The sequence below is a fragment of the Streptomyces prunicolor NBRC 13075 genome, assembly GCF_000367365.1.
GTDB classification, from domain to species: domain Bacteria; phylum Actinomycetota; class Actinomycetes; order Streptomycetales; family Streptomycetaceae; genus Streptomyces; species Streptomyces prunicolor.
Map to the genome: position 1 here is coordinate 82,935 of NZ_BARF01000005.1, position 24,415 is coordinate 107,349.

At 68.8% G+C, this 24,415-nt stretch carries 24 protein-coding genes and 1 pseudogene; 14 read left to right on the forward strand and 11 right to left on the reverse strand.

The window, feature by feature from the left end:
• Nucleotides 1–46 precede the first annotated feature (46 nt).
• The 6 genes from rpmJ to truA all read left to right on the forward strand — a co-directional run bounded on the left by rpmJ (nucleotide 47) and on the right by truA (nucleotide 3,924).
• Entirely contained in the window at nucleotides 47–160 is a 114-nt protein-coding gene (gene rpmJ / locus SPR02S_RS03465) for a 50S ribosomal protein L36 (RefSeq protein ID WP_003998809.1), read from the forward strand.
• 205 nt (nucleotides 161–365) lie between these two features.
• Complete coding sequence (gene rpsM, locus SPR02S_RS03470; RefSeq protein WP_019055531.1) at nucleotides 366–746, forward strand: 30S ribosomal protein S13; 381 nt, start codon at nucleotides 366–368, stop codon at nucleotides 744–746.
• Between the two features lie 69 nt (nucleotides 747–815).
• Nucleotides 816–1,220 (forward strand): 30S ribosomal protein S11, encoded by a 405-nt coding sequence (gene rpsK, locus SPR02S_RS03475; protein WP_003956432.1) that lies wholly within the window; start codon nucleotides 816–818, stop codon nucleotides 1,218–1,220.
• Nucleotides 1,221–1,335: 115 nt separating this feature from the next.
• Entirely contained in the window at nucleotides 1,336–2,358 is a 1,023-nt protein-coding gene (locus SPR02S_RS03480) for a DNA-directed RNA polymerase subunit alpha (RefSeq protein ID WP_019055532.1), read from the forward strand.
• 83 nt (nucleotides 2,359–2,441) lie between these two features.
• Complete coding sequence (gene rplQ / locus SPR02S_RS03485) at nucleotides 2,442–2,942, forward strand: 50S ribosomal protein L17 (RefSeq protein WP_019055533.1); 501 nt, start codon at nucleotides 2,442–2,444, stop codon at nucleotides 2,940–2,942.
• 136 nt (nucleotides 2,943–3,078) lie between these two features.
• Nucleotides 3,079–3,924, forward strand: a complete 846-nt coding sequence (gene truA, locus SPR02S_RS03490; protein ID WP_019055534.1) for a tRNA pseudouridine(38-40) synthase TruA — start codon at nucleotides 3,079–3,081, stop codon at nucleotides 3,922–3,924.
• Nucleotides 3,925–3,967: 43 nt separating this feature from the next.
• Here the strand turns inward: truA and SPR02S_RS03495 are convergent, their stop codons facing one another.
• Nucleotides 3,968–4,342: a hypothetical protein gene (locus tag SPR02S_RS03495; RefSeq protein ID WP_019055535.1), complete on the reverse strand. Its 375-nt coding sequence runs from the start codon at nucleotides 4,340–4,342 to the stop codon at nucleotides 3,968–3,970.
• Between the two features lie 143 nt (nucleotides 4,343–4,485).
• Nucleotides 4,486–5,364 (reverse strand): hypothetical protein, encoded by an 879-nt coding sequence (locus tag SPR02S_RS03500; protein ID WP_019055536.1) that lies wholly within the window; start codon nucleotides 5,362–5,364, stop codon nucleotides 4,486–4,488.
• A gap of 348 nt (nucleotides 5,365–5,712) precedes the next feature.
• Here SPR02S_RS03500 and rplM point away from each other — a divergent pair, with 348 nt between their 5' ends.
• The 3 genes from rplM (at nucleotide 5,713) to glmM (ending at nucleotide 8,331) form a co-directional block, all read left to right on the forward strand.
• Nucleotides 5,713–6,156, forward strand: a complete 444-nt coding sequence (gene rplM / locus SPR02S_RS03505; RefSeq protein ID WP_013001400.1) for a 50S ribosomal protein L13 — start codon at nucleotides 5,713–5,715, stop codon at nucleotides 6,154–6,156.
• Nucleotides 6,157–6,200: 44 nt separating this feature from the next.
• Nucleotides 6,201–6,728, forward strand: coding sequence for a 30S ribosomal protein S9 (rpsI, locus tag SPR02S_RS03510; RefSeq protein ID WP_019055538.1), 528 nt, complete (start codon nucleotides 6,201–6,203; stop codon nucleotides 6,726–6,728).
• 244 nt (nucleotides 6,729–6,972) lie between these two features.
• Nucleotides 6,973–8,331 (forward strand): phosphoglucosamine mutase, encoded by a 1,359-nt coding sequence (glmM, locus tag SPR02S_RS03515; protein ID WP_019055539.1) that lies wholly within the window; start codon nucleotides 6,973–6,975, stop codon nucleotides 8,329–8,331.
• On the opposite strand, the gene SPR02S_RS03520 is transcribed toward glmM, so the two are convergent.
• From SPR02S_RS03520 to SPR02S_RS03530, 3 genes are all read right to left on the reverse strand, one after another.
• Nucleotides 8,328–9,269 (reverse strand): DUF389 domain-containing protein, encoded by a 942-nt coding sequence (locus tag SPR02S_RS03520; RefSeq protein WP_019055540.1) that lies wholly within the window; start codon nucleotides 9,267–9,269, stop codon nucleotides 8,328–8,330. The two genes, glmM and SPR02S_RS03520, sit on opposite strands and share 4 nt — an antisense overlap.
• Nucleotides 9,270–9,291: 22 nt before the next feature.
• Nucleotides 9,292–10,260, reverse strand: a complete 969-nt coding sequence (gene coaA, locus SPR02S_RS03525; RefSeq protein WP_019055541.1) for a type I pantothenate kinase — start codon at nucleotides 10,258–10,260, stop codon at nucleotides 9,292–9,294.
• Between the two features lie 115 nt (nucleotides 10,261–10,375).
• Entirely contained in the window at nucleotides 10,376–10,960 is a 585-nt protein-coding gene (locus SPR02S_RS03530; protein ID WP_306305712.1) for a CbrC family protein, read from the reverse strand.
• Between SPR02S_RS03530 and SPR02S_RS03535 the strand changes: the two genes are divergently transcribed.
• Nucleotides 10,932–11,378 carry a hypothetical protein gene (locus SPR02S_RS03535; protein ID WP_019055543.1) on the forward strand — a complete coding sequence of 149 codons (447 nt, stop codon included), beginning with the start codon at nucleotides 10,932–10,934 and terminating at the stop codon, nucleotides 11,376–11,378. The two genes, SPR02S_RS03530 and SPR02S_RS03535, sit on opposite strands and share 29 nt — an antisense overlap.
• Here the strand turns inward: SPR02S_RS03535 and SPR02S_RS03540 are convergent.
• Both SPR02S_RS03540 and SPR02S_RS03545 read right to left on the reverse strand, forming a co-directional pair.
• Nucleotides 11,365–11,631: a hypothetical protein gene (locus SPR02S_RS03540; RefSeq protein ID WP_019055544.1), complete on the reverse strand. Its 267-nt coding sequence runs from the start codon at nucleotides 11,629–11,631 to the stop codon at nucleotides 11,365–11,367. The two genes, SPR02S_RS03535 and SPR02S_RS03540, sit on opposite strands and share 14 nt — an antisense overlap.
• A 109-nt stretch (nucleotides 11,632–11,740) precedes the next feature.
• A complete protein-coding gene (locus SPR02S_RS03545; RefSeq protein ID WP_019055545.1) occupies nucleotides 11,741–16,426 on the reverse strand; it encodes a ricin-type beta-trefoil lectin domain protein in 4,686 nt (1,561 codons plus the stop codon).
• A 719-nt stretch (nucleotides 16,427–17,145) separates the two neighbouring features.
• On the opposite strand from SPR02S_RS03545, the gene glmS reads away from it, so the two are divergent.
• On the forward strand, nucleotides 17,146–18,993 hold the full coding sequence (glmS, locus tag SPR02S_RS03550) for a glutamine--fructose-6-phosphate transaminase (isomerizing) (RefSeq protein ID WP_026150167.1): 1,848 nt from the start codon (nucleotides 17,146–17,148) through the stop codon (nucleotides 18,991–18,993).
• Here the strand turns inward: glmS and SPR02S_RS64680 are convergent.
• The 3 genes and pseudogenes from SPR02S_RS64680 to SPR02S_RS03565 all read right to left on the reverse strand — a co-directional run bounded on the left by SPR02S_RS64680 (nucleotide 18,954) and on the right by SPR02S_RS03565 (nucleotide 20,194).
• On the reverse strand, nucleotides 18,954–19,187 hold the full coding sequence (locus tag SPR02S_RS64680) for a DUF397 domain-containing protein (protein ID WP_026150168.1): 234 nt from the start codon (nucleotides 19,185–19,187) through the stop codon (nucleotides 18,954–18,956). The genes glmS and SPR02S_RS64680 overlap by 40 nt on opposite strands.
• Nucleotides 19,188–19,193: 6 nt before the next feature.
• A pseudogene (locus tag SPR02S_RS64685) lies at nucleotides 19,194–19,349 on the reverse strand (DUF397 domain-containing protein); the annotation flags it as partial.
• A gap of 8 nt (nucleotides 19,350–19,357) precedes the next feature.
• Entirely contained in the window at nucleotides 19,358–20,194 is an 837-nt protein-coding gene (locus SPR02S_RS03565) for a helix-turn-helix domain-containing protein (protein WP_019055548.1), read from the reverse strand.
• Between the two features lie 187 nt (nucleotides 20,195–20,381).
• Between SPR02S_RS03565 and SPR02S_RS03570 the strand changes: the two genes are divergently transcribed.
• The gene (locus SPR02S_RS03570; protein ID WP_019055549.1) at nucleotides 20,382–20,804 is read left to right on the forward strand and encodes an ATP-binding protein; all 423 of its coding nucleotides are present in this window, start codon (nucleotides 20,382–20,384) and stop codon (nucleotides 20,802–20,804) included.
• A 7-nt stretch (nucleotides 20,805–20,811) separates the two neighbouring features.
• Here the strand turns inward: SPR02S_RS03570 and SPR02S_RS03575 are convergent, their stop codons facing one another.
• Complete coding sequence (locus SPR02S_RS03575) at nucleotides 20,812–21,267, reverse strand: hypothetical protein (RefSeq protein ID WP_245607488.1); 456 nt, start codon at nucleotides 21,265–21,267, stop codon at nucleotides 20,812–20,814.
• Nucleotides 21,268–21,411: 144 nt separating this feature from the next.
• Between SPR02S_RS03575 and SPR02S_RS03580 the strand changes: the two genes are divergently transcribed.
• Both SPR02S_RS03580 and SPR02S_RS03585 read left to right on the forward strand, forming a co-directional pair.
• A complete protein-coding gene (locus SPR02S_RS03580; RefSeq protein WP_019055551.1) occupies nucleotides 21,412–21,822 on the forward strand; it encodes a hypothetical protein in 411 nt (136 codons plus the stop codon).
• Nucleotides 21,823–22,017: 195 nt separating this feature from the next.
• A partial coding sequence (locus SPR02S_RS03585; protein ID WP_043258053.1) for an AAA family ATPase occupies nucleotides 22,018–24,415 on the forward strand: 2,398 nt, incomplete at its 3' end.

Sequence of the window (24,415 nt, forward strand, 5' to 3'; positions counted from 1 at the left end):
TCCGCGCAAGCGGCGCCGCAGGCAACTGACCCGGAGAACCTCACCAATGAAGGTCAAGCCGAGCGTCAAGAAGATCTGCGACAAGTGCAGGGTGATCCGCCGTCACGGTCGGGTCATGGTCATTTGCGAGAACCCGCGCCACAAGCAGCGCCAGGGCTGACGCAGGACCTTCCCTCTGCATCTTTCGCAGAGTTTCGCGCGACGCGAGCAATACATGTTCATACGCAGGACCCGGGCGTAGTAGGCGCCCGACACCCCCGGCTCGGAGGCTGGGGACCCACGCCGTACCAATTCTTCGAACGAAGAGGCCGGCGGCTGGGATCCGGTTCTGCGGAAGACCTCCGAAGATCAACTGGAGCCATTGAATGGCACGCGTTTCCGGTGTCGACATCCCGCGCGAAAAGCGCGTGGAGGTCGCCCTCACCTACGTGTTCGGCATTGGTCGGACCCTTTCCCAGCTGACGCTGGCCGAGACCGGCATCGACCCCAACACCCGCGTTCGCGACCTCTCGGAAGAGCAGCTCGTCGCGATTCGTGAGTACGTCGACGCCAACATCAAGACCGAGGGTGACCTCCGTCGCGAGATCCAGGCCGACATCCGCCGCAAGGTGGAGATCGGTTGCTACCAGGGTCTCCGTCACCGTCGTGGTCTGCCCGTTCGCGGTCAGCGCACCAGCACGAACGCTCGTACCCGCAAGGGTCCGCGTCGCGCCATCGCCGGCAAGAAGAAGCCGGGCAAGAAGTAGTCCGCAGCGGACAACGCTTCACCAGCGGTCTTCGCTGTAGGACCGACCACCTCCCCGTAGGAGTAATAGATGCCCCCCAAGGGTCGTCAGGGCGCTGCCAAGAAGGTGCGCCGCAAGGAAAAGAAGAACGTCGCTCACGGCCACGCGCACATCAAGAGCACGTTCAACAACACGATCGTCTCGATCACGGACCCCTCGGGCAACGTGATCTCCTGGGCCTCCGCCGGCCACGTCGGCTTCAAGGGCTCGCGCAAGTCCACCCCCTTCGCCGCGCAGATGGCCGCCGAGTCGGCCGCCCGTCGCGCGCAGGAGCACGGCATGCGCAAGGTCGACGTCTTCGTGAAGGGCCCGGGCTCGGGTCGCGAGACGGCCATCCGTTCGCTTCAGGCGACCGGTCTTGAGGTCGGCTCCATCCAGGACGTCACCCCCACCCCGCACAACGGCTGCCGTCCGCCGAAGCGCCGCCGCGTCTGACGCACGGTTGTCTCAGGTTTCGGGCGGTATGGCCTTTCGGGGCTGTGCCGCCCGTACCCTTGCAGTACTAGTCGGACATCAAATAGTGGGTGTCCATGACTGAAGGACTCACTTCATGCTGATCGCTCAGCGCCCCTCGTTGACCGAAGAGGTCGTCGACGAATTCCGCTCCCGGTTCGTGATCGAGCCGCTGGAGCCGGGCTTCGGCTACACCCTCGGCAACTCCCTGCGTCGTACGCTCCTCTCCTCGATCCCCGGTGCGGCTGTCACCAGCATCCGGATCGACGGTGTCCTGCACGAGTTCACCACCGTGCCGGGCGTCAAGGAGGACGTCACCGACCTGATCCTCAACATCAAGCAGCTGGTCGTCTCCTCGGAGCACGACGAGCCGGTCGTGATGTACCTGCGCAAGCAGGGTCCGGGTCTGGTCACCGCCGCCGACATCGCGCCCCCGGCCGGTGTCGAGGTGCACAACCCCGACCTCGTCCTCGCCACGCTCAACGGCAAGGGCAAGCTGGAGATGGAGCTCACGGTCGAGCGTGGCCGCGGTTACGTCTCCGCCGTGCAGAACAAGCAGGTGGGCCAGGAGATCGGCCGTATCCCGGTCGACTCCATCTACAGCCCGGTGCTGAAGGTCACGTACAAGGTCGAGGCCACGCGTGTCGAGCAGCGGACCGACTTCGACAAGCTCATCGTCGACGTCGAGACGAAGCAGGCCATGCGTCCCCGTGATGCCATGGCGTCGGCCGGTAAGACGCTGGTCGAGCTGTTCGGTCTCGCCCGCGAGCTGAACATCGACGCCGAGGGCATCGACATGGGCCCGTCCCCGACGGACGCCGCCCTTGCCGCTGATCTCGCCCTGCCGATCGAGGAGCTCGAGCTCACCGTTCGGTCGTACAACTGCCTCAAGCGCGAGGGCATCCACTCCGTGGGTGAGCTCGTGGCTCGTTCCGAGGCCGACCTCCTGGACATCCGCAACTTCGGTGCGAAGTCCATCGACGAGGTCAAGGCGAAGCTGGCCGGCATGGGCCTGGCCCTGAAGGACAGCCCGCCCGGATTCGACCCGACCGCTGCCGCCGACGCCTTTGGCGCCGACGACGACGTGGACGCGGGTTTCGTGGAGACCGAGCAGTACTGATCGGTTGTTGCCGGTGAGCGTCCGCTCGCCGGGTCCTGACCCCGGTACCTGATACGGCCGGGGCAGATACCAAGGAGAAAGAAATGCCGAAGCCCACCAAGGGTGCCCGTCTGGGCGGCAGTGCCTCGCACGAGAAGCTGCTCCTCGCGAACCTCGCGAAGTCGCTTTTCGAGCACGGCCGTATCACCACCACCGAGGCGAAGGCCCGCAAGCTGCGGCCGTACGCCGAGCGTCTGATCACCAAGGGCAAGAAGGGCGACCTTCACAACCGCCGTCAGGTGCTTCAGGTGATCACGGACAAGAGCATCGTCCACACGCTCTTCACCGAGATCGGCCCGCGCTACGAGAACCGTCCCGGTGGCTACACCCGTATCACCAAGATCGGTAACCGTCGTGGTGACAACGCGCCCATGGCTGTCATCGAGCTTGTCGAGGCCCTGACCGTCGCGCAGGCTGCGACCGGTGAGGCCGAGGCCGCGACCAAGCGTGCGGCGAAGGACACCGAGGCTGCGGCTCCGGTTGAGGTCGTCGAGGATGCGAAGCCGGCTGAGGTTGAGGCCGACGAGGAGTCGAAGGACGCGTAACACCGTTCTTTGGCTGCCGCGCCGTCGTGGCTGGTCGCGCAGTTCCCCGCGCCCCTAAAAGCAAAAGCAGGGCGTGTGGCGGGTCCGTTCCTTTCTAGGGGCGGGCCCGCTTTTGTGTACCTGAAAGGATCTCGGTGTGAGTGATGACGTAGAGGCCGGGTTTGTTCGTGTGCGGCTTGATCTCTCCTACGACGGGACCGCGTTCTCCGGGTGGGCCAAGCAGGCCGGGGGGCGGCGGACCGTGCAGGGGGAGGTTGAGGATGCGTTGCGGACTGTGACGCGGTCGGGGGCGGTGGCGTACGACCTGACCGTGGCGGGGCGGACCGATGCCGGGGTGCATGCTCGGGGGCAGGTGGCGCATGTCGATCTGCCGGGGGAGTTGTGGGCGGAGCACCGGGAGAAGCTGCTGAAGCGGCTTGCGGGGCGGTTGCCGAAGGATGTGCGGGTGTGGGGCGTGGCGGAGGCTCCGGAGGGCTTCAACGCGCGGTTCGCGGCCCTGTGGCGGCGTTACGTGTACCGGGTGGGGGATCGGCCGGGGGGAGTCGATCCGTTGCTGCGGAACCATGTGCTGTGGCACGACTGGGAGTTGGACGTCGATGTGATGGACGCCGCTGCCAAGTCCCTTGTGGGGGAGCATGACTTCGCCGCCTATGCGAAGAAGCGCGAGGGAGCGTCGACCGTCCGGGAGATTTTTGACTTCGGGGTGCGGCGGCGGGGCGATGGTGTCGTCGAGATCGAGGTTCGGGCCGACGCCTTCTGCCATAACCAAGTGCGGTCCATGGTGGGCGCGTTGGTGTTCGTCGGGGACGGGCACCGGGGGGCTGAGTGGCCGCGGAAGGTGCTGGACGCCGGGGTGCGGGACAGTGCCGTGCATGTTGTACGGCCGCATGGGCTGACCCTGGAGGAAGTCGCTTACCCGGCGGACGAGTTGCTGGCAGAGCGGCAGGTGCTGGCCCGGCGGGTACGGGGCACTGTGCACTGAGGAGTTGGGCCCGCAGGCCCAACTCCGGTTCCCTCTACGTCGGTTACGCCTTGTCCGTCCAGCTGGCGACGAGCTTGTACGTGTCGGGGTTGTTCTGCTTCGTGTAGGAGTAGGCGTCGATCTTGAGCTTGTGGCCGTTCTTGAAGCTCATGTTGCAGGTCTTCGTCTTGCCCTTGCCCAGGACGGCGCACGTGTCCAGCGTCGGGTTCTTCGCGGACTCGTCCTCGACGAAGACCAGGATGCCGGTCTTGCCCGCCTTGGTGTCCCAGACCTTGAGGATCTCGCCCTTGGACGTGAACTTGGCCTTGCCGCCGGTGAACGCGTAGTACGTCGACGCGGACGCCGTCCCGGCGGTGGCCAGCGTCAGGGCGACGCCGGCTGCCATGATCGAAGCGGTGACGCTCTTGCGGAACTTCATTTGTGAACCCCGTGTTTGTGCAGGTCGGTTGGCTGATCGCACGCCTGATGGCGCGTGCGGCCGACCCTATCGAAGCCCCGGGGTGAAGTGGATCAAGGGGGCGCCGCGCCCACCTGCACGGGGGTGCCGAACCCGTATCCCGGTTACTGCTGGGCCGCCGCCGAAGCCTGGGCCTCGCCGCGGGCGCGGATCTGGTCGAAGGCGAACTTGCCCAGGTCGTCGCCGATCGCGAAGACCTTGGTGTCCTTCGCCGTCACGTCCGTGCCGCTGGTGAAGCCGGCGACCGTGAAGTAGGCGTAGCGGCCGTAGGCGTTGGTCGTCGTACGGCAGATCGAGCCGTTGCAGAAGGTCTTGATGCCCTTGCCGGACAGTGACCTGACGGCGCTCTTGTCGTCCGCCTGGGCCTTGGCCTTCGTCGCCTGTGCCTCGGTGTCGAAGAGGGCCACACCGACCGTGACCGCGATGTTGTCCTTGGTGTACGTGACCCGCATGACGCGGGTGCAGCCGTTCCCGGTGAGGACCTTGGGGAGGGTGCCCGAGGCGACCGAGGCGCAGTTCGTGGTGTCGGCCGTCGGGCCCTTCTTGTACACCGTCGAGACGACCGTCAGCTGGGTGCCCGGGAAGAGGGTCGCGGGGCTGAGCGGTGCTGTGTCCTTCGCCTTGCTGGAGATGAACTCCTCGGGGTTCAGCGGCGGGGGCGCGCTGGTCGGCGCGAAGGACGGCGAGGTGGCGTCGGCGCTGGGCACGGAGGCGCTCGCGGGCAGGTTGGTGGGCTTGCCCGACGCGCTCGTGTCGTCGTTCGCCGACATGACGGCCATGGCCACGGCCGTACCGACGGCCACGGTCGCGAGCGCGCCGCCGCCTATCAGCAGCAGCCGCTTGCGCCTGTTGCGCGTCTCCGCCTGGTCGGCGAGCGCGGCCCAGTCCGGGGTCTCGTCGTCGACGTTGCCGCCCCACGGCTGCTGCGAATTGGGTTTCCAGGGATCCCACTGGGACTGGGGTCCCCCCTGTCCGAAGCTCATGGGTCGCATCCTAGACGGGGCGACGGCGGTACCGGTGCGCCTCAATGAGGCCTGTGGCAACTGACGTTGGGGATCTCACGGTAAGTGGTTTCGTGATTGCTGTCCGCTGTCGGTGTCAGCCGGTCTCACCGCGTTTTGACCCGTCCGGGGCGGCGCGGGTACTCTTACGGTTTGTTATGCGTATCGGCTTGGTCGTTCTCACACGAGAAGCCCTTACGTAGGTTCCCTGGAGCAGTTTCCAGTGGGCGGCATACGGGCATCGTCCCCGGCCATTGTCGTCCCCAGCTGCACGATCGCTTCAGTGATGCCATGTGTCAGCACCCATCCACTGAAGAAGAAGGCTGCGAAGTGCGTACGTACAGCCCCAAGCCCGGCGATGTGACTCGCCAGTGGCACGTCATCGACGCTCAGGACATCGTCCTGGGCCGTCTGGCTACCACTGCCGCGAACCTCCTCCGTGGCAAGCACAAGCCGACCTATGCCCCGCACATGGACATGGGCGACTTCGTCATCATCATCAACGCCGACAAGGTTCACCTGTCCGGCAACAAGAAGACCCAGAAGCTGGCGTACCGCCACTCCGGTTACCCGGGTGGTCTGCGCTCCGTCCGCTACGACGAGCTGCTGGCGAAGAACCCCGAGAAGGCCGTCGAGAAGGCCATCAAGGGCATGATCCCCAAGAACACCCTGGGCCGTCAGATGATCAGCAAGCTGAAGGTCTACTCGGGCGACCAGCACCCGCACGCTGCCCAGCAGCCGGTGCCGTTCGAGATCACCCAGGTCGCGCAGTAGTTCCGGCCACACCCCCTAAGACAGAAAAGAATCTGAGGAGAACCGTGGCCGAGACCACCGTTGAGCAGCCGGTCGAAGAGACCGAGACCGAGCTCGTCGACATCGAGAGCTACACGACCGAGTCCGACGTCCCCGTCGAGGGTGAGTACACGTCGGAGTCGCTCGCCGGCCGCTTCGGCGACCCGCAGCCGGCCGCCGGCCTGGGCCGTCGCAAGAACGCCATCGCGCGCGTTCGCATCGTGCCCGGCACCGGCAAGTGGAAGGTCAACGGGCGCACGCTCGAGGACTACTTCCCGAACAAGGTCCACCAGCAGGAAGTCAACGAGCCCTTCAAGGTGCTCGAGCTCGACGGCCGCTACGACGTCATCGCCCGCATCTCGGGTGGCGGCGTCTCCGGTCAGGCCGGTGCCCTGCGCCTCGGCGTGGCCCGCGCGCTGAACGAGGCCGACGTGGACAACAACCGCGCCGCCCTCAAGAAGGCCGGTTACCTCCGTCGCGACGACCGTGCGGTCGAGCGCAAGAAGGCCGGTCTCAAGAAGGCCCGCAAGGCCCCGCAGTACAGCAAGCGCTAAATCTCGCCTGCTGTCTGTACTCCGAACGCCCCGGCGGCACGCCACTCGTGCCGTCGGGGCGTTCGTTTATCACAGCCGGGGGCGTATAACGGCACAAGACGCTCAAAGGCTTGTGTGATCGGATCAACAGGCATCGTATGTCTGGAACGCGGGACTTCGGCGTTGCGGGACTTTCAGCGGTGCAGGACTTTCAGCTTTGCAGGACTTCGGCCTTGCAGGACTTTCGCCTTCCTCAGGAGGACAAGTGGGACGACTCTTCGGCACGGACGGCGTGCGCGGTGTCGCCAACGCGGATCTGACGGCCGAGATGGCCCTCGGGCTCTCCGTCGCGGCGGCGCATGTGCTGGCGGAGGCGGGCACCTTCGCGGGCCACCGGGCGACGGCCGTGGTCGGGCGGGACCCGCGCGCGTCCGGGGAGTTCCTGGAGGCCGCCGTGGTCGCGGGCCTGGCCAGCTCGGGAGTGGACGTACTGCTCGTCGGTGTGCTGCCCACCCCCGCGGTGGCGTATCTCACCGGCGTGCTGGGCGCCGACCTCGGTGTGATGCTCTCCGCCAGCCACAACGCCATGCCCGACAACGGGCTGAAGTTCCTCGCGCGCGGCGGGCACAAGCTCGACGACGAGCTGGAGGACCGGATCGAGAAGGTCTACGACGAGCACCGCACCGGCGCCCCCTGGGACCGCCCGACCGGCTCGGGCGTCGGCCGGGTCCGGCACTACAACGAAGGCTTCGACCAGTACGTCGCCCACCTCATCGGCGTGCTCCCGAACCGGCTCGACGGCCTGAAGATCGTCCTCGACGAGGCGCACGGCGCCGCCGCCCGGGTCTCCCCGGAGGCGTTCTCGCGCGCGGGCGCCGAGGTCATCACGATCGGCGCGGACCCCAACGGGCTGAACATCAACGACGGTTGCGGCTCGACCCACCTGGGTCTGCTCAAGGCCGCCGTCGTCGAGCACGGCGCCGACTTCGGCATCGCGCACGACGGTGACGCCGACCGCTGCCTGGCCGTGGATCACACCGGTGAAGAGGTCGACGGGGACCAGATCATGGCCGTGATCGCGCTGGCGATGCGGGAGCGTTCCGCACTGCGCTCCGACACCGTCGTCGCGACCGTCATGTCGAACCTCGGCTTCAAACTGGCCATGGAGCGCGAGGGGTTGACGCTCGTCCAGACCGCGGTCGGCGACCGCTACGTCCTGGAGGAGATGAAGGAGCACGGCTACGCGCTGGGCGGCGAGCAGTCCGGCCACGTCATCATCCTGGACCACGCGACCACCGGCGACGGCACGCTGACCGGCCTGATGCTGGCGGCGCGGGTCGCCGACACCGGTCGTACGCTCAAGGACCTCGCGTCCGTGATGACGCGGTTGCCGCAGGTGCTCATCAATGTGCCCGACGTGGACCGCACGCGGGTGGGTACGTCTGCCGATCTGGCCGCCGCGGTTGCGGAGGCGGAGCGTGAACTCGGGTCCACCGGGCGGGTGTTGCTGCGTCCGTCGGGTACCGAGCCGCTGGTGCGGGTGATGGTGGAGGCCGCCGACATCGACCAGGCGCGGTCGGTGGCGGGGCGGTTGGCGGATGCGGTGAAGTCGGCGCTGGGCTAAGCCGGTTCGGGGGTGCGCTTGCGCTGCCAGGCCCAGAACGCCTTCTGGGCGAGCAGCGTGAGCGTGCCGGCCAGCACGATGCCGCCGAGGTTGGCGAGGAGCTGCCAGGTGGAGCCCCAAGTCTGGGAGTAGTCCGTGTAGTTGAGGGAGACGGCGGCATTCGCGGCGGCCGGGACCGTCGTCACCGAGATCGCCACGCCGATCAGGGCACCCGACTTCGCGGACGTGAGCGACAGGGTGCCCGCGATGCCGGCCAGGAAGGCGACGACGAAGGACATCCAGTCGGGATTCCAGATGAAGGCCGTGTTGGGCCGGGGCCCGTCGATCATCGACCGGTCGAAGAGTCCCAGGACGTCCATCAGCCAACTGAAGCCCGCCGTAAGCACCATGGCGGCGGCGAACCCGGCCAGCAACGCCCACAGCGACCGCCACACCAGTCGCGGCGCCCGCTGCACCAACGCCGTCGAGATCCCCGCGAGCGGCCCGAACTCCGGTCCCACGGCCATCGCGCCCACGATCAGGATCGCGTTGTCCAGCATCACGCCGCAGGCCGCGAGCATGGTCGCCACCGTCAGGAACGCGACGTAGGTGACGTTGAGCGTCGACTCCTCGTGCGTCGCGTCCACCAGGTGCTCCCACAGCACCGCGTCCGCGCCTTCGCCGGGTGCGTCGTCCTCCGCCTTGTCCGCCCGCTCCGACAGCGACAGGTCGATGTTCTCGACGGCGATGGAACCGGTCCGGTCCACCCCCAACTCCCGTAGCGCGCCGATGAGTTCGTCGCCGGCCTCGCGGGCCACGTCGCACATGACGACATCGCCGGCGGGGTTGCGGGCGGCGCCGGGGAGGACGACGAGGTGCGTGGTGCCGACGGTCGTCTCGATCAGCCGGACGACGTCATCGGTCCGGTCGGCGGGGGTGATCAGGCGCAGGTGCAGCATGACGCACTTCTATCAGGCCGCTCTACAGCTTGCGCAGGCTGAGCCGTTGGACCTTGTGGTCGGTGCCCTTGCGGATGACGAGGGTGGCGCGGCCCCGGGTGGGGGCGATGTTCTCCACCAGGTTGGGCTTGTTGATGGTGCGCCAGAGGGTGCGGGCGTAGTCGACGGCCTCGTCCTCGGAGACCTGGGTGTACTTGCGGAAGTACGAGTCGGGGTTCTGGAACGCGGTGGCGCGCAGTTTGCGGAACCGGTTCAGATACCAGCGCTCGATGTCCTCGGCGCTCGCGTCGACGTACACGCTGAAGTCGAAGTAGTCGGCGAGCCCGACGCGGGTACGGCCGTCCTTGCCCGGGAGCGCGGGCTGGAGCACGTTGAGCCCCTCGACGATCAGGATGTCGGGGCGACGGACCGTGAGCCGCTGGTCGGGGACGATGTCGTAGATGAGATGCGAATAGACGGGCGCGGTGACCTCGTCCTTGCCCGCCTTGATGTCGGCGACGAAGCGGGTGAGCGCGCGGCGGTCGTACGACTCGGGGAAGCCCTTGCGCGACATGAGCCCGCGCGCTTCCAGCTCCCGTGTGGGGAGCAGGAACCCGTCGGTGGTGACCAGCTCGACGCGGGGGTGCTCGGGCCAGCGGGAGAGCAGCGCCTGGAGGAGCCGGGCCACGGTCGACTTTCCTACGGCCACGGAGCCGGCGACGCCTATGACGAACGGGGTGCCGGACTGGGAGCCCTGTTCGCCCAGGAAGGTGTTCAGGGCGCCTCTGAGGGCGTCCGTGGCGCCGACGTAGAGGTTGAGGAGTCTGGACAGCGGGAGGTAGATGTCACGCACCTCGTCGAGGTCGATGACATCGCCCAGACCGCGCAGTTTCTCGACCTCCTCGGCGGTGAGCGGCAGCGGCGTCTTGTCGCGCAGCGCGCTCCACTCGGCTCGGGTGAGGTCGACGTAGGGAGTCGCCTCCGGCTTGTGCCGGTGGGCGCTCCGGGGCATCGGGGAGACCGGAGAGATCACAGTCCATTGTTAACGGAGTTTGAACGGGGTGGTGGGTGGGGTGCGTCACGTGGGGTGGGGTGGGGACTCATCGAGCAGGTCGCTTCGGGCGTGATCAGGTGAAGTCCGCGTAGGCGAGGTGGGTCTCGCAGACCCGGCACCGGAAGAGGTACGCGATCGGCCCGCCGTCCTTGTCGAGCGAGCCGAGGGAGTCCTCGACTTGGTCGGGCGGCCACGTCCACGCGGCGCACTGCCGGCGGAGGTGGTCGACGGCGTCCGGATGCGCCTTGAGCTCCCTGGCCCCGGCAGGGCCGAGGAAGGTGGCGCCGTAGCCGCAGCGCGTCAGCCGGTGCGGGGACTGCCCGGCGGTGAACCCTGGTGTGCGTTCGAGGATTTCCGTGACGACGTCCCGGGACACGTCGCCCTCGACGGTGTCGGCGAAGCAGGCGTCGTAGCGTTCGGCGGCGGTTCCGAAGGCGGTGCAGTACGAGCAGATACCGGCGTCCGGGGCGTCGGCGGCGTAGACGGGACCGGTGTACACCCAGCCGCGTTCCTGCCCGCAGCACACGCAGGGCCCGTCGGAGGCGGTCACGGAACTGGTGGCCGCCGGGTTCGGGTGGTGCGGGAACTGCGGCAGGATCGGCCGTCGGGGTGGTTCCGGCTGCGGGGAGATGGCCAGCGAGAGCGCCTGCCCGGTCAGGGCCGGGGCGGGGCGGGATCACGATGGCTTCCGCCCGGAAGCCTTCCGGAAGGTGCTTCCGGTGGGCCTCGGCCGACAGGATCGCCGGACCGTCGCCCGGGATGAGCACCGCGCCGGTCCGGCGGGCGAGTTCGGCGATGTGGTCGAGGACGCGTCCGGGGGAGAAGCGGTCGAAGGTGAGCCAGCGGACGTCACCGTGGACGTCCGCCACTCCGCCGTCCTCGGCTTCGAGCCCCCAGGACTCCGACAGGCCGACGGGCGTCATGCCGCCCACGGTGATGGGACCGAGTACGTCGCGTATCGCGGTCTCGTCCATCAGGGCGGGGTCTCCGCAGACGAACCGGCACAGGTGCAGGCTGTACCTTACCCCGCTCCTTTCTGGACGGTGGATTCGACGGTCGGGTTTACCGCTGCGTGAGCCAAGGGGAAAGGATGGCGGAGAACTCTTCGTCGGAAATCGACGTGCCTCCCCAGCCGAACCCCTGCCAGGCCTGGGCGCGCTGCAGGACGGGTAGCGGAATTTCGAAGGCCAGGCGGAAGGAGGCGATGAACGAGATGACGCCGAATGCTGCGCCCAGCTTCTCCCGGGAAAGCAATGCAAGCTCTACGGCATTCTTACCGGAACTGTGGGCCGCTTGCAGCTCGCCCGCCGTTTCCTCCAGGTTGGTCATTTCGCACTCTGCCTTTCATGGTGAATCGGGAGCGACTGTGCGGGGCAGGGTGGGCCTCACGGCCAGGTGAGGCCCACCCTAACTCATGCAGGGTGCTTCTCTGTCGGGTCTATCGGAAGATCACGCCCACGTTCGTATAGTTTCCGTGCATTCCTCTGAGCTCGATGAATTCGACTTTGGAAAAGCCCGCTCGATTGGACATTTTTCCCGTAAACGTCGAGTTCAGTGCCGCATCTTCCAGTGATGCGCCACCTCGCACGGCCGCGTTGAAGGAATTCAGATTGTCGCTGAGTTCACCGCCGTCCTGCCAGTAGGCCTGGACTCCCTTCACCTTGTCGCCGAAGTGATCAAGTGCGGCGTTGAACATTTCGCCACCCTTGGGGGTTTCCTTGTTCGCCTTGATGACGAAAGAGACGAGCCCGTCCTTGTCGATGTCGGCGATGATTCCGAGCCCGTTCGGATAGACATCGACGTAGCTGGGGCAGTTGACGTTGTGAACGAGGACGGGAGTTCTGCCCGCGAGGACGTAGAAGGTGTGGAGATCGGCGACGCTCAGGTCCCACACGCGCTGCGGCGCGTTCACCGGGCGGACGCCGATCAGGTCGTCCGTGGCACCGGCCGGCGTACGGAGCGGGTCCCCCGCGTGCAGGTCGGAGGCCTTGGTCCAGCCACGGCCCGGAACGTACATCCGGTGTCCGGGCGTGGTCCGGATCTGTCCGCCGTCGGCAAGGGTGAGCTGAAGAAGCTGGTTCGCCGGATGGGAGAACGTCGCGGTGACCGGTGCCGAGCGCGTGGTGCCGGCGTTCGGGTCGGTGGCGAGCACTTCGTCGCCGACACCGATCGCGTCGATCGCCTTGGACGTGCCACCGGCCAGCAGCACGCGTGTTCCGGCGGGGAAGCTGTCCTTCATGCACAGTGCCCGCAACTGCTGGAATCCGGCCTTGGCGATGCCTGCGGCGGCATCCTCGGACAGGCCCAGCGCACGCAGCGCGTTCCATGCGTCGGTGAATCCGATGCCGGTCCGAGCAGCCGCGTCCACCGCCTTGACCGCATCCGCGATGGGCCTGAGGATCTTGCCCGCGAACAGGCTCGCGACGTCCACGGCCGCCCACGCGCAGCCGCCCAGGCTTCCGTTCGCGCCGCCCGGGGCGATCTTCTGGGCGCACTTGATCCAGCTGCCGAAGAGGATGTCGACCGGGTCGACGCCCCTTTGGTACTCGGCGATCGTGATGGTGTGCGTGACTTCTCTGGTGAGTTCCTTGGTCCGGTGCTCGCCCAGGTACTTGGTCGCGCCGGAGGGGCAGCGGTACCGCTCCAGATCCAGGTCCTGCGCGGTGCACAGGTACAGGTCGAGGACCGCTTTGAAGTAGATCTTCGTCGTGACCGTGCAGTCGCCGTTGTAGAAGAGCTTGTCGATCCAGCCGTCGCAGCCCGCCGTCTTCTTCGAGACCTCCGGATCGCGGGTCTTCTCGATGTGGTCGACGACGTAGAACATGTTGCCGATGGAGCCGCCGACCTCGTCGAAGACGGTTCCTGTTTCGAGTTGGCCGGCCTTGTCCTGGCGTTCGGCTCTGTCGGCCGCTTCCTGCGCCTCCGTCGCGTACTTGTCCGCGTCCTTCGCCGCCTGTTCCGCCTCCGTCGCCGCCGTGTCGGCGCGGTCGGCCGCCGCTCGGGCGGCGGTGGCCGCCTGTTCGGCCTCGGTGGCTGCCGCGCGGGCGGCGGTGGCGTCGAGGGCTGCCTGGTCGGCGGCGGAGCGGGCGGAGGTGGCGTAGCCCTCGGCGCGGCCGGCTGCCGCGTCGGCCGCTGCGGCGTCCTCGGTGGCCTGGCGGTCGTACTCGACCGTGCGGGTCAGTGACTGGGCGGCCTTGGCGGCGGCGTCCGCCGCGTCGGCCGCGTAGCCGAGGGCCTCCTGGGCGTAGCCGCGGGCGGTCTTGGCGTAGCCGGCGGCGTTGGCCGCGTGCTGGAGGGCGGCCTTGGCGTCGCCCGTCGCCTGGTCGGCGATGGCCTGGGCGGCGGCGGCCTCCTCGGACGCGTTGCGGGCGTGGGCGGCGGCCACGGCCTGCTGCTGCTCGGCGATCGTCTTGGACGACTGCCCGCTCAGGACGACCAGGCCCGCGGCCGAGTCGGTGGTGAGGTAGGGCGAGCCGAGCTGGATCGCGTCGTTGGCCGGGGCCGCGACCTGTTCGGCGGACGTCGTCGCGTCCACCGCCGCCTGGGCGGTGACATGGGCGAAGCCCGCTGCCTTCGCCGCGGCGACCCGGGCGTTGGCGGCCTCCTTGAGCGCCGCGTTCGCGTTGGTTCGTGCGGTCTTGGCCAACTCCTCGGCCTGGTCGGCCAGTTGGACCGCGGTCTTCGCCTCCTCGGCGGCGTGCGCGGCGGCCTTGATGGCGTCGGCGACCGCGGCCGTGGCGGTGCGTACGGCGGCGTCGGCCTTCAGCTTGGCGGCCTGGGCGGCGTCCGAGTCGGCGCGGGCCCGCTTGGCGGCGGCCTCGGCCCGGGTGGCGGCGGCGTCCGCGTCGGCGGCGGCCCGGGTGGCGGCGTTCGCCGCGGTACGGGCGTTCGTGGCGGCCGTCTCGGCCTTGCCGGCCTGGGTGTCGGCCTCGTTCGCGGCACTTCGGGCCGCGTCCGCCGCGTCACCGGCGTCCAGGGAATCGGCGTAGGCACCCTTGGCGTCGGCCTTGGCACGGGCCGCGTCGGCCTTCTGCTCGGCCTCCCACGCGTCGTCCCGCTTGTCCTTGGCCTTGTCGCGGGCGCCGACCGCGTCGTCCCGCCTGCTCTGGGCGGTCTGCTCGGCGGTCTCGGCCTTGTCCTTGGCGTCCTTGGCCTTGGTCGCCTCGGCCTGGGCCGTCTGCTTGTGCTGGTTGGCCTCCGCCTGCTTGGCCTCGGCGGTCTCCTTCTCCGCCTTCGCGGTGGCTTCCTCGGACTCGGCCGCGAGCCGCTTGGCGTGCGCGTCGGCGGCGGCGGCCTTCGCGTCGCCCTCGGCGCCCAGGGCCACGGTGAGCTTGGCCTCCGCGGTCTCCTTGTCCTTCTTGGCGTTGTCGCGGTGGATCTTCGCCGCGTCGGCGGCGGCCTTGGCCTGCAACTCGGCCTTCTCGGCGGCCTTCTTGCGGAACTCGGCCTTCACCTGCGCGGCCTGTGCCAGCGCCCGCTGGGTGATGGTCGCGCTGTCCGCGACGGCGGCGCGGGTGGCCGCCTCGGCGGTCGTGCCGGCCTTCACCATCGCGTCCAGCGCGGCGACCGCGCCCTTGGTGACCTGCGCCTTCTGCTGACCGACCAGCAGTCCGCGGCCCCGGGGCGCGCCGTTCGTGTCCGCGACGGTGTACGCGGCCTGCTCGGCGGTGTCCGAGGCGGTGGCCGCCTTCTGCGCGGCGGTGAGCTGGGCCTTGATGTCGGCGAGCTTGTTGGCCGCCGCCGCGCGGGCCTTGGCGAGGCTGGTCGTGGCCTTGAGGAACTGGGCCGTCGGCGGCACGGTCCCGGTGTGGCCGGACGGCGTCACGTCGTACTGCTGGGGACCGCCGCTGGTGCAGTCCCACAGCCGGCTGTCCTGGCCCACGGTGTACGCGGCCAGGTCGACGCACTTGCCGGTGCCGGTGCTCTTCAGGGCCGAGGTGGCCCGGAGGTTGAACTCCCAGGTCTGCGCGGGCGAGCCGTTGCAGGTGAACTGGCGGATCTTCGTGCCGTTGGCCGGGTTGTTGCCCGCGACGTCCAGGCACCTCAGGGAGTTGAGGTTGCGCAGGTGCACGCCCTTGTCGTCGCCGTAGATCTCCCACTTCTGCGCGGCCGCGGTGGAGCACGTGTTCAGTTGGACCGCGGCGCCGTCGGTCTTGGCGGCGTCCTGGACCTCCAGACACTTGCCGGCGGCCGCGTGCACCTTGATGGCGGTCGGCGCGTCGCCGACCCAGCCGACCCCGCCGTCGGACCAGTAGTCCTGCCAGCGGGTGATGCGGTCGGCGGCCCAGGACTGGCCCAGCAGATCGCCGAGCGACTTGGACGCGGCGGCGAGGGCCTCCACGACCGTCTTGTTCGCGTTCAGGATCTGGTTGCGCTGGGTCGCCTGCGAGGCGATCTCCTGCTGCCACTCGGCGGCGGCGGTGGCACCGGCGGCGCTCAACACCCCGTTCGGGTCGAGCGGATCACGCCACGCACAGGTGGCGAACCTGGTCTTCAGATTCTCTACGGCGATCCGGTACTCGGCGCTGTCCGGTTCGGGCGCGGTGCGCGGGAAGCCGCCGGACTCCAGGAAGATCCGGGCGTCGTCGGCGTCCGTGTGCTGCCCCGGGCCGCCGTGCATCCAGCGGAACGCGTCCCGTTCGGCGAGGGCGCGTTTCCACTCACCGCCCGGCAGGCCGGGGTCGGGGTCGGCGGTGTAGCGCGGGGTCCCCAGGGCGTCGACGGCCTTGAGCGTCGTCGCGTCGACGGGGGGCGTGGAGTCCTCGTAGAAGTCGTCCTCGCGCTGCCAGAAGCGGTCGGAGATCCACTGGGTCAGGCCGGTCTGGCCGTAGAAGCTCTGCTGGCCGTCATTGCTGGTGCCGGGCGGCCAGTGGAAGCCGGTCTCGGTGAAGCCGGCCGGGGTGTTCAGTCCGGTGACGGGTGTCTTCCAGGCGTCGCGCAGGGCGTTGATCGCGTCGAGTTCCGCTGCCGACTGGTCACGGTCCTTCTGATACGCCGTCGACAGCGGCGTCTGCTCCCAGTGGGCGCGGTCGGCCAGGGTGTGCAGGGTGTCCTGCGGCTGGTTGAGGGCGTTCTGCGCGGTCGTGGCCATGTTGGTGCCGCCGAGCCGCAGGACGTCGGTCATCAGGCACTGGTCCTGCCGCAGTTGCTCGGCGGCGGTGTCGTCGTTCCAGGGATAGCTGTCACTCGCGGGGGTGGCGTCCTGCCGGTCGGCGGGCGGGACCTGGCCCGAGCCGACGGCTATGCTGGCGAGGAGTGCGGTGGCGAGGACGGGTGGGAGGAGCCGGGTGAGGGCAGTGGGGAATCGTTTCGACTCCAGTGCTCTCGGTGTTCTCGGTTTTCTCGGTGCTTTTGGTGCTTTTGGTGTTCTCGGCGGTCGGCCGCGTCTGAGGCGCATGCGTGTATCCCCTGTCGGGGGGAAGGCGGCGCGCGGCCACTGCGGTGAGCGCGCATGCGGCAGTGCGGCATGGCGACGTGTCCCCCCGTGGCGCGGCGACACGTGTTCCCCCGGTCGCTGATCACTGGCTTGAACTGAACGCTTATGGCCTGGTCAAGAGCCGGTCAAGCGCGCGCCACTTTAGGCAGGTGGTGAGTGTTCCGAGCAAGGGCTTTGAGTGCCGCTCGGACCGGATGGCGCGAAGTGGCCCACGGCCGGCGGCCGACGTCACGACCCGCGGAACCGTGCCGTCCCTAGGGGAATCCTGTGCCGCACTTGTGTTCGACCTGTGGGGATGACAGGGATGCGGCGCGCAGACTTGGCCGGTTCTCGACCATGGCCGGAATTTCCGAAATCGGGCACGAAGTGCCGTGTTCGGACGGGCTTCGCAGCCTAGGCTGCGGCGCATGTGCGGAATCGTGGGATACGTGGGGTCGCAGTCGGCGCTCGATGTGGTGATGGCCGGACTGAAGCGGCTGGAGTACCGGGGTTACGACTCGTCGGGCGTCGCCGTGCTCGCGGACGGCGGGCTGGCGGCGGCCAAGAAGGCCGGGAAACTCGTCAATCTGGAGAAGGAACTGGTCGACCACCCGCTGCCGGCGGGCTCGACGGGCATCGGGCACACCCGCTGGGCCACACACGGCGGCCCGACGGACGCGAACGCCCACCCGCACCTCGACAACGCGGGGCGCGTGGCGGTCGTCCACAACGGCATCATCGAGAACTTCGCCTGTCTGCGGGCCGAGTTGACCGAGCGCGGGCACGATCTCGCCTCCGACACGGACACCGAGGTGGTCGCGCATCTGCTGGCCGAGGAGTTCTCGGCGTGCGCGGACCTGGCGGAGGCGATGCGGCAGGTGTGCCGGCGTCTTGAGGGCGCGTTCACGCTGGTCGCGGTGCACGCGGACGAGCCGGATGTGGTCGTGGGCGCGCGTCGTAATTCGCCGCTCGTGGTCGGGGTGGGGGAAGGAGAGGCCTTCCTCGCCTCCGACGTGGCCGCGTTCATCGCCCACACGCGCTCCGCGATCGAACTGGGCCAGGACCAGGTCGTCGAGCTGCGCCGCGACGGCGTGACGGTCACCGGTTTCGACGGCGCCCCGGCCGAGGTCCGCTCGTACCACGTCGACTGGGACGCCTCCGCCGCGGAGAAGGGCGGCTACGACTACTTCATGCTCAAGGAGATCGCCGAGCAGCCGAAGGCGGTCGCCGACACGCTGCTGGGCCGCATCGACGCGGCCGGCCTGCTGTCTCTGGACGAAGTCCGCATCCCCGTCCATGAGTTGAGGGAGATCGACAAGGTCGTCATCGTCGCGTGCGGTACGGCCTTCCACGCCGGGCTGATCGCCAAGTACGCCATCGAGCACTGGACGCGGATTCCGTGCGAGGTGGAACTGGCCAGCGAGTTCCGGTACCGGGATCCGATCCTCGGCGCGCGGTCTCTGGTCATCGCCATCTCCCAGTCCGGCGAGACGATGGACACGCTGATGGCGCTACGGCATGCGAGGGAGCAGGGCTCGAAGGTGCTGGCCATCTGCAACACCAACGGGTCGACGATTCCCCGTGAGTCGGACGCGGTGCTGTACACGCACGCCGGGCCGGAGGTCGCCGTGGCGTCGACGAAGGCGTTTCTGACGCAGCTGGTGGCGTGTTATCTGGTCGCGCTGTATCTCGGTCAGGTGCGGGGCACGAAGTGGGGGGACGAGATCCAGGCCGTCATCCGGGACCTTTCGCAGATCTCCGGTGAGGTCGAGCGGGTGCTGGAAACGATGGAGCCGGTACGGGAGTTGGCGCGGTCGGTGGCGTCGAAGAACACCGTGCTGTTCCTGGGCCGGCATGTCGGTTATCCCGTCGCTCTCGAAGGCGCCCTGAAACTCAAGGAGTTGGCGTACATGCACGCCGAGGGCTTCGCGGCGGGGGAGTTGAAGCACGGGCCGATCGCGCTGATCGAGGAGGGGATGCCGGTGGTGGTGGTCGTGCCGTCGCCGCGTGGGCGTTCCGTACTCCACGACAAGATCGTGTCCAACATCCAGGAGATCCGGGCGCGCGGTGCGATGACCATCGTGATCGCGGAGGAGGGGGACGAGACGGTCGTCCCGTACGCCGACCACCTGATCCGGATCCCGGCCACGCCTACGTTGCTGCAGCCGCTGGTGGCGACCGTGCCGTTGCAGGTGTTCGCTTGTGAGTTGGCTACGGCTCGGGGGAATGAGGTTGATCAGCCTCGGAACCTGGCGAAGTCGGTGACGGTGGAGTGAGCGGAGTGAGTTGGCTTCAGGGCCGCGATGAAGGGGGTGAAGGCTCCGGTCGGGAACGTGAGGGTGGCTCTGGCCGGGGTCTTTGAGTCGCGGATGGCTGTGTGGGTGGGGGAGTTCGCGATCTCCACGCAGTCGTTGCCGTCGCCGCCGTCGGAGTAGGACGACTTCCGCCAGTTGCCGGGGGTGTCCTTCAAGGAGTCGATGAAGGTGACGAAAGCGCCGGTCTGAATGGCGAGGACGGCTCTGGCCGGGGCCTTGGAGTCGCGAACGGCTATGTGGGCGAGCGTCGTTGCGACCTCCACGCACTCATTGCCGTCGCCGGGGCCCGAGTAGGAGGACTTCCGCCAGTTGTCCATGGGGTGCCTCACAGCTCCTGAGTCAGCTTGCGGATGAAATCACGCGACCGTTCGGGTTCGAGTGACGCGATCTCTACCTTACGGAAGGCCGTTCGGTAAGTGTCGAGCTGAGCCTCGGAGTCGATGAGGACTGAGCCATGGGGCGCGTCACGCACGACTGTGTCCAGCTTGGATACGGGACCACCTACGTACGTCATCGTGCTTGCGGCGCTGGCAAAGTCGTCCACGTCAAAGGGGATGACGCGCAGGGTGATGTGGTCCGCTTCGGAAAGCTCAAGGAGCTGGGCGAGTTGTGCCTGCGAGGTGGCGCGGTTGCTGACCCTGATCCGTAGGGCCGCCTCATGGAGCACCACCTCGTACGGGACGTTGGTCTTTTGTCGTGTCATCCGGTGCTGGATGCGCAACTCCACTTCCTCATTGGTGAGTTCGGGAAGTCTGGAGGAGAACACCGCACGTGTGTAGTCCTCCGTCTGCAACAGCCCCGGCACGTACAGGATGGCCACGTGGCGTTGGAATCGGGCGTGGTGCTCCAGCTCGGACAGGTCGAGGAACGGCGTCGGCAACAAACCCCGGTACTCCTCCCACCACCCCCGCGTCCGATCCGTGGCCATCGCCACCAGCGCGTCGATGAACTCCTCGTCCGTGCAGGCGTAGTGGGACGCCAGGCGGCGAAGTCGCTGTTCGCTCACGCCTGTCAGCCCGGATTCGATGTGGCTGATCTGGACGCGACCGGTACCGAGCAGGGACGCAGCGTCGACGGCGGTGAGTCCCGCTGCCTCGCGGAGTCTGCGCAACTCGATCCCCAGGCGCATCTGACGTGCCGTTGGTTCGCGCCTCAGGACCATCGGTTGCTCCTCCTCGTTTGGGGGCAGATTACGCGATCGGCTTGCTTGGGATGACAGGTTATCCCTACCGTTGGTGAGGCAACGCACACGCTGCGGAAGTGCACCACTCCGTCCCGCCATGACGGCAGTGGCAGAGCCACCGCACGAAATCTGCCTGAACTCCCCTACACCTCAACGGAGTTGACCCATGCCCGAAACCCAAGAACCCCCCGCCCCCTGGGAGTACTCCCTCTACGTCCCCAACGACCCCCGCGCCGTCACCGTCAGCCGCCGTACCCTCCGACTGATCCTCACCGTCCACGGACTCATCCGCCTCGTCGACACCGCCGAACTCGTCGCCGCCGAGCTGGTCTCCAACGCCGTACGGCATACCGAGGGTCCGGTCGCGTTGCGTGTGGGGTGGGCGGGCGGGGTGCTCAAGATCGGGGCCTGGGACGCCGATCCTCGGCCGCCCGAGCCGCCGGGGACGTTCGATGAGCTGCTCGACGGGCAGGAAGAGGGGCGCGGGTTGGCCCTTGTCAGGGCCTGTGCCGCCCAGTGGGGATGGCAGCCCCTCGCCCGGAACGGCAATCGGGGCAAGTACGTCTGGTGCGAACTCGACGCGGCTTAAGGGGTGTTCAGCCGGATGCCCCGGATACCTCGGATGTCAGCGCATCGGCGAGACTTACTGCCGGGCAGCCCAACATCCCGGTCAGCACGCGACGTTGACGTTGCGTCAGGTCGCCTACGAAGACCGCCGCGTCGGCGTTCGTCCGCTCGCGGAGTGTCGCCGCCTCGCGAACCTTGCCGTACGTCAGAAGAGTTCGCGAGGAATAGGGCAACGCCATCTTCTTGACGCCGCCGGCCGAGACGCCCCGCCGCTGCACGATCCGGCCCACGACCCGCGCACCGCGTTCCTCCAGCGCCCGCGCCGCCGCATCCATCAGCGCGGCCCAGTCCCGCTGCTTGCCGGAGAAGTAGCCGACGATCACCACGTCGGCCCCCTCGACCCCAACTACCGAGGCCGGAACCCGGTGTTGGGCCGCCCCCGCGCGATGAGCGGGTCGCCGGTCGCGCCTTCGAGGCTGATGCATGGCCTTCAGGCTAGTTGCGCTCCGCTGAAAGCGCGCTGAGGGCGTCGTGAAACCCGGTGCGCGCAGGCTCTGTTCCAGAACGAAGGCGACGCGAGCCCCGACCCGGGGTCGTAACGGTCTGACGAATCCAAGGAGCACATCACCATGGGCATCAACCTCACCGACCAGGACAGGCTCACCCTCCGTACCGCCGCGTACGGCGCCATCACGCTCATGGCCGCCGCCGGTGCCACCACCGGCTCGCCGCACCGGATCGCCACCCAGGGCAGCCTCGCCCTGGCCTCGGCGACCGGGCCGATCGGGTACGTGCTCGCCGAGAACTCCAAGATCCCGAACCTGGACGGGAAGTCCGTGGCCGAGATCGCCGATCAGGTGCTGCCGGCCCTCACCACCGGCATGAGCCTGCTCAAGAAGCAGGACCCGGCCGAGGCCGACAACTTCCGCGGCACCGTCCTCGTCGCCCTCGAAGCGGCCGTCCGCCCCAAGAAGGGCGAGCCCGGCCCCGTCATGCTGGAGATGGTCCGCAAGATCACCGGAGCCCTCGACGCCGCCTGATCCCGAGAAGCACGAGAAGCACGAGAAGCCGGAGAAGCACGAGAAGCGCGGGACGCCCCGGAAACCCCCGGATTTCCGGCAGCCGCCCCCGCCCCGACGATGGCCCGAAACCCCGCCCCGACGACGAACCCGACCTGATGGGATGGGATCGTGCCGAGCGGCATACGACGGGCCGCCGGGGACGGGGGAGCCGGGATGCGGGACTGGGCTGGGCGCTGGCCGTTGGTGGGGCGTGGGGTGGAGTTGGAGTACTTCGCAGCCGCGTCGGCGGACCAGGGATGTCGTGGATTCGTCGTCGGCGGAGCGGCGGGCGTGGGCAAGTCGCGGCTGGCGGAGGAGTGTCTGGAGCGAGCGGCGGCAGCCGGGTTCCGGGTGGGGCGGGCCACCGCGAGTGTCGCCGCGGGTGCCGTGCCGTTGGGGGCGATCGCCCATCTGCTGCCGGCCGGGATCGACTTGTCCGATCCTGTTGCCGGATTCGCCGCCGTTGCACGGGGGTTGGCCTCGGGACCCGGGCGGCAGTGGGTGCTGTTCGTCGACGACATGCATCTGCTGGACGCCGTATCGGCCGTACTGCTGCGGCAGTTGATGGACACCGGCGCGTTGCTGCTGATCGGCACGGTGCGCACCGGTGAGCCGTACGGGGATGCCGTGGCCGCGCTGCGGGGCGGGGACTCGGTGTACCGGGTTGATCTGACCGAGCTGAGCCCGGAGCAGGTCGAGGTGTTGTTGCAGGCCGCGTTAGGGAGACCCGTCGCCCGAAGAACCCTGCACGAACTGTCGGCCGCCAGCGGTGGCAACGTGCTCTACCTGCGCGAACTCGTCCTCGGTGCCCTCGCCGCCGGGAACCTGACCGAGGACGGCGAGATGTGGCACCTCGTCGGCGACCGGCTGCCCGGTACCGCCCGGCTGACCGAGATGATCGGCGCGCGGCTGGCCGCCGCCGACCCCGCCGGGCACCCCGTGCTCGAACTCCTGGCGCTGTGCGAGCCGTTGCCCCTGACCGACGCCGAAGCCCTCGCCCCACCGCAGGTGACGGCGGCCCTGGAACAGGCGGGGCTGATCCGCGTCACGCAGGACCGACGGCGTACGACGGTGTCGCTGGCCCACCCCCTGTACGGCGAAGTGCTGCGCGCCGGGCTGCCGTTGCTGCGCCGCCGTGCCCTGCTCCTGGGCCAGGCCGTCCGTGTCCAGGAGCGCGGCGCCCGTCGGCGTGGCGACCTGCTGCACATCGCGACCTGGCGGCTGGCCGCGACCGGCACCGCCGACCCGGCCCTCCTCACCAGGGCCGCCGTACTCGCCCGCCACGCCCACGACTTACCCCGGACGGTCGCCCTGCTGGAAGCCCTGCCGGAGAAGCACCGGACCACCGCCACCGAACTACGGCTCGGCGAGGCCCAGTTCGAGCTCGGCCGTTGGCACCGGGCCGAGGCGACGCTCGCCCAGGCCGATGCTCTCGCCGCCGACGAACAGGAACGGCTCGCGGTCGCCCTCGTCCGGACGACGAACCTGCTGTGGAGCAACGCCCCCGTCGCCGAGGCACTAGCCGTCAACGACGCGGCCCGCGAGCGGATCAGCACTCCGGGCGACCGCCGCAAGCTCACGATCAACGAGGGATTCCTACGGATCGTCGGTGGCCGGCCGGCCGAGGGGCTGGCTCTGCTGGAGGACCTGGAGACCGACGTCGGCTCCGCCCCCGACGTCAACGCCTGGCTGCGCGGCGCCTGGATGAAGCCCGCCGCGCTGGCCCTGGTGGGCCGTACCGTCGAAGCCACCACCTGGGCCCGGCGCGCCCACGACGCGCACCGGCGGGTCGAGGAACGCGCCCTTGCCTCCCACCCCGCCTTCCAGCGCATCCCGCTGGTCCTCGCGCTCACCGAAGCCGGTGTCCCGGCCGCCGAGGTCTGCCGGGTGGGTGAGCCCGCCTACGCCGAACTCACCGCGGCCGGTTCCCGGGTGCGGATCTGGCTGGCGGTCCTCCTCGGCCGTACACACTGGCTGGCCGGTCACCCCGCGACCGCCCGCCGCTGGTGGGCCGAGGCCGCCACCGTGTCCCGCGGCATCGACCACGCGATGGCCCTACGACCGGTGCTCGGCGGGCTCGCCGCGTGCGCGGCCGTACTGGGAGATCTGGACGTGGCCGAGGCGATGCTCGCCGAGCACCGCGAACTACCCCCGGTGGAGCCAGGATTGCTGTCGGCCGGGGAGGAACTCCTCGGCGAGGCATGGCTGTTGGCTGCCCGGGGACAGCTGGGGCGGGCCCGGTCGGTACTCGTCGAAGCCGCCGCCATCGCCCGCGCCTCCGGTCATGTGACTGGTGAGGCGCTGCTGTTGACCGATGTCGCCCGGCTCGGCGGAGCCAAAGAGGTCACCGATCGGCTGACCGCGCTCGCCCGGGTCTGTGACGGTGAACTCGCCCCTGCTCGGGCCGAGTTGGCGGGGGCGCTGGCCGCCGACGACCCCGAGCTGCTCCTCCTGGCCGTCGACGCGTGCCAGGTCGTGGGCGCGGATCTGCTCGCCGCGGAGGCGGCCACCGCCGCCGCGGCCGCCTGGCGTCGGGCCGACCGGCCCCGCCGCGCCGCCGCCGCCGACCGGC